Source organism: Buttiauxella gaviniae, assembly GCF_040786275.1.
GTDB lineage: Bacteria > Pseudomonadota > Gammaproteobacteria > Enterobacterales > Enterobacteriaceae > Buttiauxella > Buttiauxella gaviniae_A.
This window is the reverse complement of sequence record NZ_JBFMVT010000002.1, coordinates 2,840,257-2,858,826: the sequence shown is the minus strand read 5'-3', so window position 1 is coordinate 2,858,826 and position 18,570 is coordinate 2,840,257. Positions and strand designations below refer to the sequence as shown.

Here is an 18,570-nt window from a genome sequence, read left to right as displayed (position 1 = left end):
AGACGTTATGCAAGATAAAGCCGCATTTACGCCTCCCAATATGTGGCTGGCGGTGCTCGCGCTGTCGCTGGCGACTTTTATGCAGGTGCTGGATTCCACCATTGCGAACGTTGCGCTGCCGACTATCGCCGGTAATCTGGGCGTCAGCGCGGATCAGGGGACGTGGGTTATCACCTCATTTGCGGTGTGTAACGCCATTGCCCTCCCGCTTACCGGCTGGTTTACCCGACGCTTTGGGCAGCTAAAACTGTTTATTGGCTCGGTAATGATGTTCACCCTCACCTCGTTCCTGTGTGGGTTCGCCCACAGTATGACTGAGCTGATCATCTTCCGTGCGCTGCAGGGGTTTTTCGCCGGGCCGATGTTCCCGATGTGCCAGACGCTGCTGCTGGTGATTTTCCCCTCCAGTAAGCGAAGTATGGCGCTGGCGCTGCTGTCGATGGTTACCGTGGTTGCGCCTATTGTCGGGCCGATTACAGGCGGTTGGATTACCGATAACTATTCCTGGCCGTGGATTTTCTACATTAACGTGCCGATCGGGATATTTGCCTCGATCGTCGTCTGGACGCAGTTACGCGCGCGCGAAGAAACCACCACTCATGCGCCAATCGACTATATCGGCATTGCGCTCTTAGTACTTGGCGTTGGGCTGTTGCAAGTTGTGTTGGATAAGGGGAACGACCTCGACTGGTTCGCTTCGCCGCATATTATTATTATGTCGGTCATTTCGGCGATCTCACTGGTATCGTTTGTGATATGGGAGCTGGGGGAGCGCCATCCGATTGTTAATCTGCGTCTGTTCAAAGACCGCAACTTTGCTATTGGCACACTCTCACTTACGCTGGGCTACGCGGCATTTTTCGCTATCAACATCATTTTGCCGCAGTGGCTGCAAACCCAGATGGGTTATACCGCAATTTGGGCCGGGCTTGCCGCGGCGCCAATGGGTGTGTTACCGCTGGTTATGACGCCGATTATCGGGCGTTACGCCACTCAGTTCGACCTGCGTATTCTGGCCTCGCTGTCGTTCTTGACCATGGGTTCTTCGTGTCTCATTCGTGCGCAGTTTAATACCGATGTGGATTTCCGCACGATTGCAGAAGTACAGCTGTTTATGGGGATTGGCGTGGCATTCTTCTTTATGCCAATTACGACCATTGTTCTGTCGAATCTTAACGGGGCGGAAGTGGCGGAAGGCTCAGGTTTGGCAACATTCTTCCGCGTGCTGGGCGGTTCATTTGCATCATCGCTTACTACGTGGATTTGGTCGCGCCGGGAAGTTTTTCACCATGCCAATCTGACCGAGAGCGTGTCGATTTATAACCCTTCAGCCGTAGACTATCTGGATAAGATGGGAGGCGTAACACAGCAGCATCTGGCGGTTGTCGACAAAACGATTGAGCAGCAGGCTTATATGATGTCGACCATTGATTACTTCTGGATTCTGGGGTGGGGGTTTATGGGATTGATCGTGATTATCTGGTTTGCTCGCCCGCCGTTTGTCCGTTCAGGTGCGCCTGGCGCTCCGGCTGCAGGGCATTAAATCAATCTGGCGGGTCGCCCCGCCAGATTTTGCTTTTTAGGCCGACTCACCTGCCGCTTCCACAGGAATATCTTGTAATGTGCGCTCAAAGCTACGCAGACGTTTGTAGATAGACATCAGTTCAACAAGCGTTGTCCATGAGCTAATCAGGTACTGGAACGAACCGCGAACCTGGCTAAATGCGTTAGTTATTTGGTTCATCAAACCCAGAGTAATGACACCTGCGGCAATCGATGGGAAAAGCAGGAATAAACCAAAGATATTATCGATCTGCAGATAAAGAACACGGGCAATATTGAAATAGGTGTAGTGAAAATAAAGGCGGAAATAATTGCGACGCACAGCATCAAATAATTGTTTTACTGTTAGCGGCGTGGCACGTGCAGCATCATCTTCACCATAGACCAGCTCTTTACGGTAGGCTGCTTCCACTTTCTGATTATTAAATTGCAGACCCGGAAGTTTGATCCCCACCGCTGCCAACAACCCTGTCCCCATCAACGACCAAATAATCGCGGCAATCACCAGACCGTAAGGAATCTGCCCAACGATAGGCAGTTCTTTGACATGTGGAGAAAGAGCAACCAGTATCGGAAGAAAAGCAATGAGGGTCATCACTGACTGTAGCAGGGTTACCCCCATGTCTTCGAGCGTCTGCGCAAACCGCATGGTGTCTTCTTGCACACGTTGCGCGGCACCTTCGATATGACGCAGCATCTGCCAGTTTTCCATGTAGTAATCATTCATCGCATTACGCCAACGGAAAACATAGTGGCTGATAAAAAAGCTATTAAGTACTGACACGACGACAGCAATAAGCGCAATACCGAGGAACACCGCTGTTTCCCTGTAGAACTGATGAATTGTCACTTTATGCGGAGAGCTCAACGCGGTCTGAATTAAGTCAAAAAATGGTGCATACCAGGCGTTAATTGCCACCCCGACTTCCACCAAAAACCAAGTGACAAATATAATTAGTGCGGAACCGAGTATTGACCAATTTTGCCAACGATGTGGGCTGTAGATAAACCAGAAACTGGCAAAGATGGCGACACAAAAACCGTAAAATGCATAGAAAACCAGAGATTTTAGCGACCAGAAGCGAGCAGCACTTATGGGGAACTCTCCGGTAGCACCGACCAAATGCTCAAGCCAATTACCTCCGCCGGCCTGCCAGAAGATAACGGCTATCATCGCCCAAATAAAAGCCGACAGGAAAAACGCTGTCGGGCGTGGGAAAAACGATTTAAACATTACAACACTCCTGAAAACACACTCTTCTTGTTATAACTTCTGTTGTTATAACTATCCCGGCACAATAAGGCTCACTGAATGTTGTATCAAGAGGTGTAAGGCTGATTATTTACCACTCTTCGAGAATTTTTTGTGTAGGTTTTACCAACAAGGTATTTCCCGGAATCGTAAGATTGCGCCAGACATCATTGTGATGGGCGATCAACACTTCAGCCAATGCAGCCGGACGATTAGCTGTGGTATGAGCATCAGCAGCGACAGTTATGGCATAGCCACGACTGGCCCCGTTTTTAATCGTGGCGTCCACGCAGTAATCCGTCGCGCAACCGCACACCACAAATTCGCGTATCTGATGGCGCTTGAGAACATCCTCAAGTTCAGTGCGATAAAATGCATCGCAGGCTGTTTTGCTGACATAAAGCGCATCAGCAGGTCGGAGCAATTCGGGCAACAGATCGAACGCCGCACTTCCCTGCTCAAGCCCTGGTTCTGTGTGCTGAATGAAAATGACTATATCGGCGGCGTTGATCAGTTGGTTAATACGCGTGGTGCAGGATTCTCGATTAATACGAGGGGTTTCAAAAACCCCATTTTGCATATCAATAACCATCAATACACGTTGAGCAGGCATGTTTAAGCTCTCTCACTAAAACGAGGAAAGAGAGAGCGTAACACATGCCTGTTTTTGCGCTAGACCGTGTAAAGTTTAGGTTTACCCATTGGCCGGGTTTTAAAGCGGCGATGCAGCCAAAGATACTGCTCTGGAGCACGCATGATTTCGTGTTCGATTTTGCGGTTCATGTATTCTGCGGCGGCCTGCTCATCATCAAGCGGGTAGTCACAAAACTCCGGCTCGATAACCAATTGATAGCCGGTACCATCTGCCTTGCGGATCAGTACAATAGTCAGAATGGCTGGTTTGGCCAGACGGGCAATAGTGTGCGTTCCGTTAGTTGTTGCAGCTTGCTGAACGGCAAAAAATGGTGCAAACGAACTGCCTTTAGGGCCGTAATCCTGATCCGGCGCAAACCACACGGCCTCGCCTGATTTAAGGGCTTTCACCATCCCTTTAAGATTACGACGATCGAGCATGGCTTTATTGGAGCGCGAACGCCCGCGCGTCTGGACAAACTCCATCGCTTTATTGTTGTGCGGACGGTACATCGCCATCATCGGACGGCAAAGCCCCATCACACGGCCACCTAATTCCAACGACATAAAGTGCACGCCGATAGCCATGACGCCCTGCCCTTTCTCACAGGCAGTAGTGATATGTTCAAGCCCACGAACATCGAACCACTTGCGCACACGTTCGTCCGACCAGAACCAGGCCATACCGGTTTCAATCAGGCCCATGCCGAGTGATTCGAAATTCTGCTCAACAATGGCATCGATCTGCGCATCGGAGTATTGCGGGAAACAAAGTTTAAGGTTTTGACGAGCGATGGAAACACGGCGTTTGAGAAAACGCATGGATGTGCGGCCAATCAAATTGCCCATTTTAAGGAGTACGGGGTATGGCAACTGAACCCACAGCCACAAAATAGCCAGGCCAAACCAGGTGAGCCAGTAACGAGGGTGAATAAGTTCTTTTCTAAAGGATGGTTTACTAGACATTCTCTGCTTCTGTATGCGTAATGAGTGTGTATCGCATAAGGAACTGAGTCATTAGCGGTACAACGTAGTGCTATTACTTGGACGCTATCCGACAGTAATAGTTGCAGCATAGTAATAAAAGTTATGCTGATGATACGCACTTTCTGATCAAGCCATGTATAGATGATGTCAGTTTTTTTGCGTATTTTGCTTAATTGAGTCAGCAACAACCTTTATACGCACTTTAGCGCTCAAAAAACAGACAATTTAAATCTGATTTTGGCTTTTCCAGAGCATTCACCCTCCCCCTTCGTGAGCACTCCAGAATCAATCAAGATGCTCAAAATAACGCTAATGTTGACTGAATAAATTTTAGCCTTACAAACCTGTCAGAAAAGGATTTTTGCACTAATACTTAGTGGGATTTCCCTACACTCTTCAGGAACCTACATAATGAAAAAACTGACTCTAGCCTTACTTTCCAGCACGCTGCTCTTCGCAAGCACCGGTGCGTTTGCCGAAAATCCAGCCAGCAGCACATCGGGTATGCAGGCGGAAAAAGAACAGCTCAATAATCCTGATCACATCATTGATGACTGCCGAGCAGCCGGGACTGATGTTAAAAAAGAAGGCTGTGAATCAGGGCAGGAGCTGCGCAAAGAGCATAAAAGCGACGACAAAATGTTGAAACAAGGTGGTACCTCAGACGAGGTGACACAAAAAGACGTACAAAAAACGAATTAATTCCGGATGCACCACAGCAACAAACTGTGGTGCATTACTGAACAAAAATCTCCTTGAAACGCCGCGTTACGCTTTTTCTCATCACATTCCTCATTTTCCCCGTTTGCGAAGTGCCGTAGAGTAGTATAAATACGATCAATATCGCTCCACTTCGTTTATGGGTTACCCGCGTTGAAAATTCGTCTCCCGCGCCTTGCTGCGCTTGTTATTGCTGCGCTGCCAATTTTAAGCTTTGCACAAACCTCTCCCGATCCCGTTTTTGCTTCTGAGATAGCTGACCGTTATGCCAATCATATTTATTACGGCAGTGGTGCAACGGGTATGGCGATGGTAGTCATTGATGGTAATCAACGCGTTTTCAGAAGTTTTGGGGAAACCCGGCCGGGCAGTAATGTGCGCCCTCAGCTTGATTCGGTCATTCGTATTGCCTCGCTGACCAAGCTCATGACCAGTGAAATGCTGGTAAAAATGTTGGATCAGGGCAAAGTTCAGCTCAATGACCCGCTAAGTAAATATGCGCCTGCCGGTGCACGCGTTCCAACTTACAACGGTAAACCCATCACTCTGGTCAATCTGGCAACGCATACCAGCGCCTTACCGCGTGAACAACCCGGCGGTGCAGCCCACAGAACGGTATTCACCTGGCCTACGCGTGACCAACGCTGGAATTGGCTCGCCAACGCGAGTTTAAAAAGCGCACCAGGAAGTATTGCCTCTTATTCGAACCTTGCTTTTGATTTGCTCGCTGATGCACTGGCGCGAGCAGCAGGAAAACCATACCCGGCGCTGTTTGAAGAACAAATAACGCGCCCGTTAGGTATGAAAGATACAACGTTTACCCCATCGCCTGACCAATGCAAGCGCTTAATGGTGGCGGAGAAAGGGGCCAGCCCGTGTGATAACACGCTTGCGGCCATTGGCAGCGGTGGCGTTTATTCCACGCCAGACGATATGATGCGCTGGATGCAGCAATTCCTGAGTTCTGATTTCCATCGCCGCAATACCCAGGCCGACAGAATGCAGACGCTAATTTATCAGCGTGCGCAGCTCACTAAAGTGATTGGCATGGATGTCCCAGGAAAAGCAGACGCTTTAGGGCTGGGTTGGGTATATATGGCACCGAAAAATGGCCGCCCAGGCATTGTGCAAAAAACCGGTGGTGGCGGAGGCTTTATCACCTATATGGCAATGGTTCCGCAAAGTAATGTCGGTGTATTCGTTGTCGTGACTCGTTCGCCATTAACTCGTTTCGTGAATATGAGTGATGGTGTGAATGATTTAGTCTCAGAATTAAGTGGCTTTACCTCGAAAGCAAGCCCGGCATCCTGATAGTAAAGCAGGTCGATGCGTCGACCTGCCATTTTTAATAACTACTTGGCAGACGATTCACCGCTATTAGCTTACCTTTATCCATCTCAATATAATTCCCTTTGCGTAGGGCAGATAATATCTCTGCTATGACTGAGCGCGATATTTTGGTTCTTTTTTGTATAAAATTAATAACGCCCGTACGCGCACGTAAATCAACTCCCCATGAATCCATGATGAGTAAAGTAGCTCGAATTTGAGAATAAGTTGTTGCACCGACAAAACGCGCATCACGATACTCAAGGCTGCGCAAGATGTAGGTCGTCCAATGGCAGGCGTGCTTCCATAATCTATTTTTTTCAATGATGTCAAAAGCAAGGTTTGCGGGAAGGAAAAAACCTTTACAATTTGTTTGAGTGATCATGCGATATTTAATTTGAGAGGTGTGAATTATATTTGCCAAACCAATCAATGTGGGGGCCGAAACAAGATCCATTAAGAGATCGTCGGTTTCGCGATGTAGTACGACACTCCCTTCATCGAAGAACCAAATTAATGGCTCATTGTTTTCGTTAAACATTCTTAATTCATTGTCTGCTGGCAAAGAAAAGCTTTCCCCAGCGACCACCAACCTGCTGCGAATGGTTTCGAGCTGGGTTAATGGTTTTGTGTACATAATAGATATTCCTTTATCTTAAGAGTCTAATAAAATGCCCGTCACTTTTCGAGGCGGGCATTAATTATAACCATTTGATTTAAATTAGATATAAGATTAACAAGAGCAAATTATCCTATAACCATTCAACCAATTAATTATGTAATTACCAGGTGTATTTAACACCGACATTCGCTGACCAATCCTGATCCACATCACCACCGCCAAGGTAGTTAGTGTCAGCATAAGCTGCGAAGTTCTTGGTGAAGCTAAATTGGCTACCCAGACCGACACGTACAGCGGAGCCTTCTACACCATTGTCAATGTCGTCACCGTTGACATCAGCACTGTTGCCATTGGAATCGTCGTAAACGTAGGCCAGTTTGAAATAGGGAATCAGCGCCTGGTCACCATAGTTGATGGTATATCCAGCATCCACCCCTAACTCATAACGCAAGCTGTCATAAGATTGGCTGCCCACTTTCATGTCGTTACTCAGTTGGTAATTATCCCCATCCTGGAACAGACCAGAAATTGATGCATATGGAGTCACATAACCTTGCTGGTTAAGCTGCACGTCGTAGCCCAGTTTCATACCAAAGCCCCAGGCATCGGAAGAAATGTCACCATCAACCGCTGTACCGTTGCTCATCGTTGCGGTCAAATCATTGCTGTAATGGCTATAACTCAACGTTGAATCCAGGAAGATATTGTTCTGGAAACGAGCTGAAGAGTAGATGCGGGCAGACTGGCTGTCCTGATCAACGCTACCGCTATTGTTGCTGATATCACCTTTAGCAAAGCCCGCCGCCGCACCAACAGTCCATTTCGCGCTGTTCCCATCGATCTGTTTATCCAGACCCACCATGATGCCGTTAACATCCTGGTCATAGTTCAGCACACCGTTGTCGCCGGAGAAACCACCACCGATATAAGTTACCCATGCACCGCCGGTATCACCCGCTGGAGTATGGCGGCCATTAGCCAGGCGAGTTGCCAGAGCGTCTTGTTCCAGGTTCCAGATATTGGTGTTAGCAGAAGGGATGCTCAACGCCATATTAGCGTAATCAGTGAGGTCACCTTGCTGCAGTACAACAGTATTTCCTTCCTGCTTAGCCTGATAAGTGTAAGCACCCAAATCAGCTTTGTTAGCAGCAGAGAAAGTTGCCGTACTATTTTGGTCATTTACATAGATAATTTCTTTATCTTTGTAATTAGCAACTGAACCCGCACCTGTTGAATTATTGATACGAACTTTGTAATTACCTGCCGCAGCTACGGTGCCATCATTAGCATCATTTACACTAAATTCTTGATCAGGATTGTTCGTGTTGCCATTACCGTTAACGGTCAGATGCCCGTCAGAGTTCATGGCAATGACACCATAACCATAGGTTGCATCTTGAGTATTAGTGGTATTGGTATGGCCATTGACCAAATCTGCATCTAACACATAGTCACTACTATTGATGTTGAAGACACCACCATTAGTCAGTTCCATTTTATCGGTTTTAAACAGGCCAGCATCAAGATCTCCGGCACCGATACTGAATTCACCGCCGTTAGACACGGTAATAGTATTTGCAACCAGGTAAGCCGTTTCATCATAAAGATCGACTTTACTGTAACCGTCAACGGTCAGATGATCGGTACCCACTACACCGTCTGAACTCAGATTCATGGTCGAACCGTTGGTCAGAGTAATAGCGTCAGCCAACAGAGATGAGCCTTTAGCTACGTTAACCTGAGAAGCATTATTCACAGTCAGCGTATCAATATTGGAGCCGTTAACAGTATTCCACTCAGAACCGTTATTCAGCGCAACGTTGAACAGACCGCTCTGGAAGCTCTGATCATCAACAGTATTACCCCAATGATCATAAGTGGAAGCTGGCTCCAGGCTATTAACTGCGACATCGTAAATCTGAGTCGTGTTAATAGATTCATAATTGGATTCAGCCGCCCCAACCCACTTGCTCCCGTTATCCAGGGTGATGTTGAGTTCATCAACGTTCAGGCTATCGTCAACCCAGCCGCCGTTGGTGTTAAGAACACCATCGTCGTTAGAATCATGTCCATTGGGATAGAAATTAGCATTCCAGGTGCTTTCAAATTTCACATCACCCATCAGTGTTGAATGGTCGAGTTTTACATTGTTTTTCATCGCATAATCAGATGCTGAGCTATCAGCAAAAGACATTGCAACGTCGTTACCACCACCAGATCCTGAATAGTCACTTGGCTCTGCAGAGTTGCCATAGAAACCATTGCCTTCCAACGGAGTGTACGAACCAGAAGTCACTGTAGAGTTAACAACAGAAATATTGTTATCCCAGGTATGAGATTCACTGGTGTATTTTTCATTGCTGGTGTTGCCTTGAGACAGAGCAATACCGGCAACACGAGAGTTATCGCTAATTGTGATATTGCTTTCTACATCCAGCGTGACCGCCGTACCTAAATTGGCTAAGTCAGCAGTGCGGTACTCTTCTGAAGCAGCTTTACCATCAGCATTCAAATAGCTGTCAGTAAAATAGAAATACTCATAATCGTCATCAATTGTGGAGTTAGCTATATTCAACGTAAATACATCACCGTCAACCCAATTGTGATCGACGTTAATATCGCTGTTTGTCCAGGAATGACCATCATTGTCAGTAACTTGCTGAGAGGTAATCATGCCATGAATATTTGAATTGGAAATATTCAGCGTATTCGCCGCACCGTCAGCATAATCATTACTAAGGTAGTATGTAGAAATAACACCATTTACAACATCGTTATTGAAGGTTTGATCATAAGCGCCATCAGCCGCATTGTTATAGATATAACCATCGTAAGAAATGTAGTTAAGTTTATCGGCGTTTTCCCAATCACTCCAACTAAATGCAGTTTTTGAGTCATCGTGATAACCGAAAGTGTTATAAGTGGTAGCATTTGCCTGAGAAGCAATTGCCAACGTGCAGGCTAATGCTAGTTGAGATACAACGAGTTTCTTTTTCCAAGAATGCATTTGTCATCCCTCCTAAGGGATTTAATCTTATGTTGGTCCATCAATATTCAATGCAGTAAGCTGTAATCACTAATAGATGTTAGGGTATTAGCGAAAAGATTATTATGTGCCTAAAGCAATTCGTTCAATTAATTTTTTAAATTAGTATGGAAACAGACAAATAACAAAAAACAGGTGGAAAAACGAAAAACGAAAAACAAAAACTCTTCGCATCTCAAGGCGAACGTTAGAAAAGCCATGAATTATATAAATAATTATTAAAAAATCATTTATTCATTCACATGCAAAACATTAATCAACAATAACATTAAAGAGTGTAACTTTATTATTTGCAGTCACCCTATAATTATTGGAATGAATAGAGATGCTATTGAGAAATTTCATTGATAGTGTATTTGAATGGACACTAATGACAATACAGGCAGGAATCAGTAATTATAAAATACAGATAACACATACAATTTTATAATTTCCAGAATTGTATGTGTTACCTGTTTATTATTTACGAACGAATAGTATCGTTACCAAACCCTATCCATTTGTAAGTCGTTAAGGCTTCAAGCCCCATCGGCCCGCGGGCATGAAGTTTCTGCGTGCTCACAGCGACTTCCGCTCCCAAGCCAAACTGGCCGCCATCGGTAAAGCGTGTTGAAGCGTTGACATAAACCGCAGAGGAGTCGACCTCATTAACAAAACGATCTGCGTGACTTAACGTGCGAGTCAGGATGGCATCCGAATGCTGCGTACCGTGTTCACGAATATGATCGATGGCATGATCAATATCAGCGACAACTTTCACATTCAGATGGAGTGACAACCACTCATCGTCATAATCTTCCGCTTTAACTGGCATAGCTTCCGCCGGGCCGTTTTGCAACAACTGCAGCGATTTTTCATCTGCATGCAACGTAACGCCAGATTTTGCCATTTGTTGGCTTAATGCCGGCAAGAAGGTTTCGACTATTTTCTGATGCACCAATAACGTTTCAACGGTGTTGCAAGTGCTTGGCCGTTGCGTTTTGGCATTCACGATAATATTCAGAGACGGAGTAAATTCAGCGCTTTCATCGACGAAAATATGGCAGACACCGATGCCACCGGTAATAACAGGTATCGTGGATTGTTCACGGCAAAGTTTATGCAGACCCGCGCCGCCACGTGGAATCAGCATATCGATATACTTATCCATGCGCAGTAATTCAGACACCAGGGCGCGATCTGGACTTTCAATTGCCTGTATAGCAGCAGACGGCAAGCCGCATTCGGTCAACGCTTGCTGAATAACTTTTACCGTTGCCGCATTTGTACGCCAGGTTTCTTTCCCACCACGTAAAATTGCCGCATTACCAGTTTTCAGACACAGGGAGGCCACATCAACGGTGACATTTGGACGCGCCTCATAAATGACACCTACCACGCCCAGTGGCACGCGGCGGCGTTCAAGACGCAATCCACTATCCAGCAAACCGCCATCAATCACCTGCCCTACGGGATCCGCCAGATTGCAGACTTGTCGGACATCGTCAGCAATACTTTTCAAGCGTACCGGAGTCAGTTGCAAACGATCGAGCATGGCCTCGCTCAAGCCATTCGTTTTTGCTTCAGCTAAATCCTGCTCGTTGGCCGATAAGATACTTTCGGATTGTGCTTCCAAATAATCGGCAATCTTTTCCAGCGCACGATTTTTTTCGCGGCTGGAGAGCAGTGCCATCTGATAAGAGGCGGCCTTGGCTGCTTTGCCCATTTGTTCCAGCATTGCCTGCTCCTTAGTTAACAATCATATCGTCACGATGAACGGCAACCGGGCCATATTCGTAACCGAGAATTTCATCAATTTGTTGAGAGTGGTGGCCCGCAATTCGACGCAGAGCATCGCTGTTATAGCGGCAAACTCCGTGCGCAATATCACGCCCTTCCAGACTACGGATGCGGATGACTTCCCCGCGGGAGAAATTACCTTTTACGTCTTTGATACCTTTCGGCAATAAAGAACTACCGCGCTCAAGGATCGCTGCCAGCGCACCGTCATCAACGGTGATTTCACCCGCAGGAGGAGCACCAAAAATCCAGCGCTTACGATTTTCTAATGGTGATTGTTGAGCGTGGAAGCGCGTTCCAACCGGCGTTCCTGCCATCACATCGCCAATTACGCCAGGCTTGCTACCCGCAGCAATCACAACATCAATACCAGCCCGACAGGCAACATCGGCAGCCTGCAATTTCGTGCCCATACCGCCGGTTCCCAGCCCGGAAACACTGTCACCGGCAATTGCGCGCAGCGCATCATCAATGCCGTGGACTTCTTTGATCAATTCAGCGGCTGGATTATTGCGAGGGTCTGCAGTAAATAGCCCTTGCTGATCGGTCAGCAAAAGTAGCTTATCCGCCCCCGCCAGAATAGCGGCTAGCGCAGAAAGGTTATCATTATCGCCGACCTTAATTTCTGCTGTCGCAACGGCATCGTTTTCATTAATTATAGGTACGATGTTGTTATCCAGCAGGGCACGCAAGGTATCGCGCGCATTAAGAAAACGTTCGCGATCTTCCATATCAGCACGCGTCAGCAGCATCTGCCCAACGTGAATGCCGTAAATAGAAAACAGCTGCTCCCAAAGTTGGATCAGCCTGCTTTGCCCTACCGCCGCCAGCAATTGTTTCGAGGCGATGGTTGCGGGGAGTTCGGGGTAGCCTAAATGCTCACGTCCCGCAGCAATAGCCCCGGAAGTCACGATAACGATGCGATGCCCTGAGGCATGAAGTTGTGCGCACTGACGCACCAGCTCAACAATATGAGCCCGATTCAGGCGGCGTGAGCCACCGGTTAATACGCTCGTGCCTAGTTTAACCACCAGCGTCTGGCTATCACTCATGATTCTCTGCCGTTTCAACGAAATTGGAAAATTAAAATGCCAGATGACGTTGTAACAGGACTGGCGCGGCTTGCCAACTGCCGTGGCATGGAAAACGGTGAAGTTTGCGTAAAGGATCGAATAACGTAATGAGAGTTTTTGACATAATTATGACAATTAACATTAATTACTTTTATTTAAACTTTATCTTACTTTGTCATAAATCTTTCATCTCAGAACGATAAAACTCTCAGCGTTTTTTAACGGGATATTTCCCGATTAAATTTAGCGCGTATAACACTATTGGGATGAGTAAATGAAAAAGTCCACTCTGGCATTAATGGTATTAGGTTTCCTGGCGTCATCAACCTCTTTGCAGGCAGCCGAAATTTATAATAAAGATGGCAATAAGCTAGACCTTTACGGAAAAGTTAAAGCTGAACATTATATGAGCGATAATAACTCTGTGGATGGTGACCAGTCTTATGTTCGCCTGGGCTTTAAAGGCCAAACCCAAATTAATGATCAACTGACCGGTTTTGGGCAATGGGAATATCAAGTTGCCGCTAACAAAGTAGAGGGTGATCCTGGTACGACGAAAACTCGTCTGGCTTTTGCCGGACTAAAAGCGGGAGATATCGGCTCATTTGATTACGGACGTAACTATGGCGTGCTGTATAACGTCGCCTCCTTCACAGATATGATGCCAGAATTTGGCGATGACTCTTACACCAAAACTGATAACTTCATGACAGGCCGCGCCAATGGTGTTGCAACCTACCGCAACAACACCTTCTTTGGCCTGGTCGATGGCCTGAAACTCTCCTTGCAGTATCAAGGAAAAAATGAAAATGACGGACGCGCAACCAGCAAGCAAAACGGTGACGGCGTTGGTACTTCCCTGACTTATGATATTGGCGACACGGGTCTAACTGTTGGCGCCGGTTATGCTAATTCCAACCGTACTTTGGCGCAGAAAAACCTGACTGTTGGCAGAGGTGATAATGCCGAAGCGTGGACTACTGGCCTGAAATATGATGATCATAATATTTACTTAGCGGCGATGTATGCCGAAACGCGTAATATGACACCCGTTTCTGGTACTGCATCAATTAATGGCGTGAACACAAGCATCAGCGGCTTTGCTAATAAAAACCAGGCATTCGAAGTAATTGCTCAATATCAGTTTGATTTTGGCCTGCGTCCATCTGTAGGTTATGTCCAGTCAAAAGGTAAGGATATTGAAGGCGTAGGTGATGCAGATCTGGTGAAATATATTGATGTTGGCGCAACCTATTATTTCAACAAAAACATGTCAGCGTTTGTTGATTATAAAATTAGCCAGTTGAGCGATGACAATGCGCTTAATCTGAACAACGATGATGTGGTTGCATTAGGTCTGGTCTACCAGTTCTAATCCACCAATAAAAAATCCCCACCTTTTTACGGGTGGGGATTTTCATTTTTACGCTGAGAGCTTTACCGGCTTTCCGGCAAAATTTTCTGCCGGTACCAAATCAAGACCCAAAGTGCTTAACAACTCGCGTAAACGTTCGTGAAAACCACGTAATGTTTGCTCAAGTCTTTCATCCACTTCTTTGTCTTTTGTCGCCGTTGCAGTCCACTTACCGTCTTTATCAAACAGCCCAAACTGATAGGTGTAGGTAAATTGCTTTTCCTGCGCTTCCAGTTCCATCCACCAGCCCCAGAACTCTCGCTTCTCTGGTGCAGGCTTCACATTGACGCACACAGCCAGGCAATCGAAGAAGAAACGGTTATCTTCGCATTGCTCTTCCCGGATATAGGGGCCAAGCGAGGCGAATTTTTTAATCAATCTACTTTTCGGGTGTCCACTCGGTAACGTCATTGCGATCTCCTGTTGTGAAGCAACTGTTTTACCAAACCAATGAAATTTAGCAAATCATTAACGTAATCTATGCTTGATCCATTCTGTAATTTCTTTCAACGCTCTGTCAAAATTGCGATACACCGGGTTAAACGGAATCGCTAATAACTTACCATCAGCAGATGACGAAGTGATTAAACGAGAGTCATCTTCCGGACTAAATGGATCGTTTGCCCAGTAACCCGAAAGCATTGGTGTTGGGCAATGGCGGCCTAAAAGCCCCTGGGTTTTTAGCGAGTAGCGATTCAACTCCACACGCAATGCGTTATCTGACGCATCATGCATCCCAAGGCGGCTCGCCAGTACATCAATATACATCTCCGGCACCTTCGCCTGACGTGATGCATCGCTCAATAAACTATGAACAACCGGACCTAAACAGGCTACCGCTTTCAAACGAGGTGCTTCGATATAACCCAGACGCACTGCGACGTTAGCACCGAAACGGAAACCAAACGCCGCTACGCGAGTATGGTCAATCCACGGGATATTGGGCAGCGCCTTCAAAACGTGTTGGTGCAAAAGGCTAGAATCCTGCGTTAGTTTCCATTTTGAAGAAAACCCGACCGATGGCATGTCGATGGTTAACATCGCGATACCCTGAGGTGCAAAATACTTCTCAAACAAAGTGTAATAATCGCTTTGGAGGGCATCCAAACCGCCGCAAATTAGCACCGTCGGGAATGGGCCTTCCCCCTCTTTTGGAACATGCAGAAATCCCGTTATCGCCCCGCCGCCGGGAATCGTAAATTCCAGTTCGCGTAAACCGCCTGAAAGGCGCGGAGCCGCTTCTTCATAAGCGCGATTGGCGAGGACTTGAGCCTGTTCCGCGAGCTGATCGCCTTTCAGATGTGGATAAGCCGCGATGCTGTAAAGATTGGCCGCATGTAGCCAATATTTGCCGCTTTTAACTTGATCCGTTTCCTGATTGGCCCGCTGCTGCCACAGCATTGCCTGCTTTGACCACTCATAAATCCAGTTACCGCTGCGATAACCGATAACCGTGTCACATAAGTCATCATGAGTTCGTTCTGCTGAACACGCGGCGATTCGCGCCTGAACTTCGATAATTTCACGTGCGTCGACACCGCGCCAAACCCACAACAAGCGGTTAATCATGCGATACCAATGAGGAACAGTTTGGCCGTCCAGGGCGGACTGGATAACTGGGGCAGTGTGATGTTGAGCGCGACGAACTAAAGTCGAAGTCTCGGGATGCTTAAATCGGGGTTTAAATAGCGTTTCGCTAAGATTGGCCTGTACCATCGCGTTGCCTCCATACAAACATCAGGAATGCGGCTATTGTACTCTGTCGACGGCGAAATAGCACAAACGCCCGGCAAAGCCGGGCGTAAAGGAATGCAAATTCTCAGGCTAAAGATAACCTAAATCATTTGAGTTGCAACAAGGCGGCAATGGAGCGATTAAGAGCACCAACGCCGCTGTGACTCAAATGATGACGGTTATTAGCGGCCAGCCAAAGGTGGAACGAATACGACGCCCATATCCCACGGCTGCTCAATCCAGGTATCCTGAGGGATATCGATAACATAGTCGTCAACCAAAGGTTGACCAGCAGGCTTCGCGAAAATAGTCACGAAATGGGCTTTCGGGTACATTTCGCGGATAGCAACAGCGGTGCCGCCGGTGTCTACCAGGTCATCGATAACGATGAAGCCTTCACCATCGCCTTCAGCACGTTTCAGCACGGTCAGCTCACGCTGGTTGTCGTGGTCATAGCTGGAGATGCAAACGGTATCAACATGACGAATCCCCAGTTCACGTGCCAGCAGTGCGCCAGGTACCAGGCCACCACGGCTAACAGCAATAATGCCTTTCCACTGTTCAGCAGGAAGCAGACGGCTTGCCAGTTTACGCGCGTGAATCTGCAACATGTCCCAGGTGACGATGTATTTTTCGCTCATGTGAAGTTATCCCAGCCAGTTATTAACGGCTTAAAAATGTTCAAAGGGGTTTTGGTTGCGCGAGATTATAGAGATCTGGCGCACTAAAAACCAGTGTTGCAGGCCTCTCCTTCTGGTTTTTACGTGCTTTAGATCGTCACAGGCTTAGTTATAGTGGTATTCTCAAGTCAGCACACAATGCCTACTTGTGTTGTATTTCATTAAGATTAATCCAGCTCTGCGTGAAACAAAATTGTCAGCAGAGTCGATGTCAAGGAGACTTATCGTGTCTGAACTGTCTCAATTATCTCCGCAACCGCTGTGGGATATTTTTGCCAAAATCTGTTCTATTCCGCACCCTTCTTATCATGAAGAGCAGCTTGCGGAACATATTCTGTCCTGGGCAAAAGAAAAAGGCCTGCATGTTGAGCGCGACCAGGTCGGTAATATCCTGATCCGTAAACCTGCGACTGCGGGAATGGAAAATCGCAAAGCGGTTGTCCTGCAAGCTCACCTTGATATGGTGCCGCAGAAAAATAACGATACAGTCCATGATTTCACTAAAGACCCGATTCAGCCGTATATCGACGGTGAATGGGTGAAAGCACGCGGCACAACGCTTGGCGCGGATAACGGTATCGGTATGGCATCCGCACTGGCGGTGCTGGCTGATGATTCCGTCTCTCATGGCCCGTTAGAAGTGCTGCTGACCATGACCGAAGAAGCCGGTATGGACGGCGCGTTTGGCCTGCAAGCTGACTGGCTGCAGGCGGATATTCTGATTAACACCGACTCTGAAGAAGAGGGTGAGATCTACATGGGTTGTGCAGGCGGGATTGATTTTATCTCCACGCTGCCGCTGCAACGCGAAGCGGTTCCTGCTGGCTACGAAACCTACAAGCTTACAATCAAAGGCCTGAAAGGCGGTCACTCTGGTGGCGAAATTCATCTGGGTCTGGGCAACGCCAACAAATTATTGGCGCGTTTCTTGTTTGCACATGCAGCAGACCTGGATGCCCGTCTGATTGATTTCAATGGCGGTACGCTGCGTAACGCTATCCCACGTGAAGGCTTTGCAACGCTGGTCGTTCCAGCAGACAAAGCTGCACAATTGAAATCTTTTGCTGACGAGTTCCTGTCAATTCTGAAAAATGAACTGGCCGCGGTTGAGAAAAACATCACCGTTCTGGTTGAGCCTGCAACAACTGACAAGAAAGCGCTAGCGGCAAAAAGCCGTGACACTTTCCTGGGCCTGTTGAATGCCATGCCAAACGGCGTTATCCGCAATTCCGACGCAGTGAAAGGTGTTGTTGAAACCTCACTGAACGTAGGCGTGGTAACAATGAGTGATGAAAGCGCAGAAATCATCTGCCTGATTCGTTCGTTGATTGATAGCGGCAAAGATTATGTGGTTGGTATGCTCAACGCTTTGGGTCAGCTTGCTGGCGCACAAACCGTTGCTAAAGGCAGCTACCCTGGCTGGCAGCCGGATGCAAACTCACCGGTCATGCATTTGGTTCGTGAAACTTACCAGAAGCTTTTCAACAAAACGCCAAACATCATGGTTATCCATGCGGGTCTGGAATGTGGTCTGTTCAAAAAACCTTACCCGGATATGGATATGGTTTCTATTGGGCCAACCATCACGGGTCCACACTCCCCGGATGAACAAGTTCATATCGAAAGCGTAGGCCAATACTGGATCTTGCTGACTGAATTGCTAAAAGCGATTCCAGCTAAGTAAGATCTCAAATGCCCTCACCCTGGCCCTCATCATAGGGAAACACCAGGATGGGGG

General features: G+C 47.3%; 15 protein-coding genes. 5 read left to right on the top strand and 10 right to left on the bottom strand.

Going from position 1 to position 18,570, the window contains the following annotated elements:
- The first annotated feature begins 7 nt into the window (after positions 1-7).
- Positions 8-1,543, top strand: a complete 1,536-nt coding sequence (locus AB1E22_RS13875) for a DHA2 family efflux MFS transporter permease subunit (protein WP_367595830.1) — start codon at positions 8-10, stop codon at positions 1,541-1,543.
- Between the two features lie 36 nt (positions 1,544-1,579).
- Here AB1E22_RS13875 and sbmA read toward each other — a convergent pair whose 3' ends face one another.
- The 3 genes from sbmA to lpxP form a co-directional block, all read right to left on the bottom strand.
- Complete coding sequence (gene sbmA, locus AB1E22_RS13870) at positions 1,580-2,797, bottom strand: peptide antibiotic transporter SbmA (protein WP_367595829.1); 1,218 nt, start codon at positions 2,795-2,797, stop codon at positions 1,580-1,582.
- Positions 2,798-2,906: 109 nt separating this feature from the next.
- Positions 2,907-3,428 carry an isochorismatase family protein gene (locus AB1E22_RS13865; RefSeq protein ID WP_367595828.1) on the bottom strand — a complete coding sequence of 174 codons (522 nt, stop codon included), beginning with the start codon at positions 3,426-3,428 and terminating at the stop codon, positions 2,907-2,909.
- Positions 3,429-3,487: 59 nt separating this feature from the next.
- On the bottom strand, positions 3,488-4,414 hold the full coding sequence (gene lpxP / locus AB1E22_RS13860; protein WP_367595827.1) for a kdo(2)-lipid IV(A) palmitoleoyltransferase: 927 nt from the start codon (positions 4,412-4,414) through the stop codon (positions 3,488-3,490).
- Between the two features lie 432 nt (positions 4,415-4,846).
- On the opposite strand from lpxP, the gene AB1E22_RS13855 reads away from it, so the two are divergent.
- Both AB1E22_RS13855 and ampH read left to right on the top strand, forming a co-directional pair.
- Positions 4,847-5,137, top strand: a complete 291-nt coding sequence (locus tag AB1E22_RS13855) for a hypothetical protein (RefSeq protein ID WP_367595826.1) — start codon at positions 4,847-4,849, stop codon at positions 5,135-5,137.
- A gap of 177 nt (positions 5,138-5,314) precedes the next feature.
- Positions 5,315-6,466, top strand: a complete 1,152-nt coding sequence (ampH, locus tag AB1E22_RS13850) for a D-alanyl-D-alanine-carboxypeptidase/endopeptidase AmpH (RefSeq protein ID WP_367597377.1) — start codon at positions 5,315-5,317, stop codon at positions 6,464-6,466.
- A 34-nt stretch (positions 6,467-6,500) separates the two neighbouring features.
- Here ampH and AB1E22_RS13845 read toward each other — a convergent pair whose 3' ends face one another.
- From AB1E22_RS13845 to proB, 4 genes are all read right to left on the bottom strand, one after another.
- Positions 6,501-7,121 (bottom strand): helix-turn-helix domain-containing protein, encoded by a 621-nt coding sequence (locus AB1E22_RS13845; RefSeq protein ID WP_367595825.1) that lies wholly within the window; start codon positions 7,119-7,121, stop codon positions 6,501-6,503.
- 145 nt (positions 7,122-7,266) lie between these two features.
- Entirely contained in the window at positions 7,267-10,113 is a 2,847-nt protein-coding gene (locus AB1E22_RS13840) for an autotransporter outer membrane beta-barrel domain-containing protein (protein ID WP_367595824.1), read from the bottom strand.
- 502 nt (positions 10,114-10,615) lie between these two features.
- Positions 10,616-11,869: a glutamate-5-semialdehyde dehydrogenase gene (gene proA, locus AB1E22_RS13835; protein WP_367595823.1), complete on the bottom strand. Its 1,254-nt coding sequence runs from the start codon at positions 11,867-11,869 to the stop codon at positions 10,616-10,618.
- Positions 11,870-11,879: 10 nt separating this feature from the next.
- Positions 11,880-12,983, bottom strand: a complete 1,104-nt coding sequence (gene proB, locus AB1E22_RS13830; RefSeq protein WP_367595822.1) for a glutamate 5-kinase — start codon at positions 12,981-12,983, stop codon at positions 11,880-11,882.
- 295 nt (positions 12,984-13,278) lie between these two features.
- Here proB and AB1E22_RS13825 point away from each other — a divergent pair, with 295 nt between their 5' ends.
- Entirely contained in the window at positions 13,279-14,379 is a 1,101-nt protein-coding gene (locus AB1E22_RS13825; RefSeq protein WP_367595821.1) for a porin, read from the top strand.
- Between the two features lie 48 nt (positions 14,380-14,427).
- Here AB1E22_RS13825 and crl read toward each other — a convergent pair whose 3' ends face one another.
- The 3 genes from crl to gpt all read right to left on the bottom strand — a co-directional run bounded on the left by crl (position 14,428) and on the right by gpt (position 16,793).
- The gene (crl, locus tag AB1E22_RS13820; RefSeq protein ID WP_367595820.1) at positions 14,428-14,829 is read right to left on the bottom strand and encodes a sigma factor-binding protein Crl; all 402 of its coding nucleotides are present in this window, start codon (positions 14,827-14,829) and stop codon (positions 14,428-14,430) included.
- Between the two features lie 57 nt (positions 14,830-14,886).
- On the bottom strand, positions 14,887-16,134 hold the full coding sequence (gene frsA, locus AB1E22_RS13815; protein WP_367595819.1) for an esterase FrsA: 1,248 nt from the start codon (positions 16,132-16,134) through the stop codon (positions 14,887-14,889).
- 200 nt (positions 16,135-16,334) lie between these two features.
- Positions 16,335-16,793 carry a xanthine phosphoribosyltransferase gene (gene gpt, locus AB1E22_RS13810; RefSeq protein ID WP_034457839.1) on the bottom strand — a complete coding sequence of 153 codons (459 nt, stop codon included), beginning with the start codon at positions 16,791-16,793 and terminating at the stop codon, positions 16,335-16,337.
- A 265-nt stretch (positions 16,794-17,058) separates the two neighbouring features.
- Between gpt and pepD the strand changes: the two genes are divergently transcribed.
- The gene (gene pepD / locus AB1E22_RS13805) at positions 17,059-18,516 is read left to right on the top strand and encodes a cytosol nonspecific dipeptidase (RefSeq protein ID WP_367595818.1); all 1,458 of its coding nucleotides are present in this window, start codon (positions 17,059-17,061) and stop codon (positions 18,514-18,516) included.
- Positions 18,517-18,570: the final 54 nt, after the last annotated feature.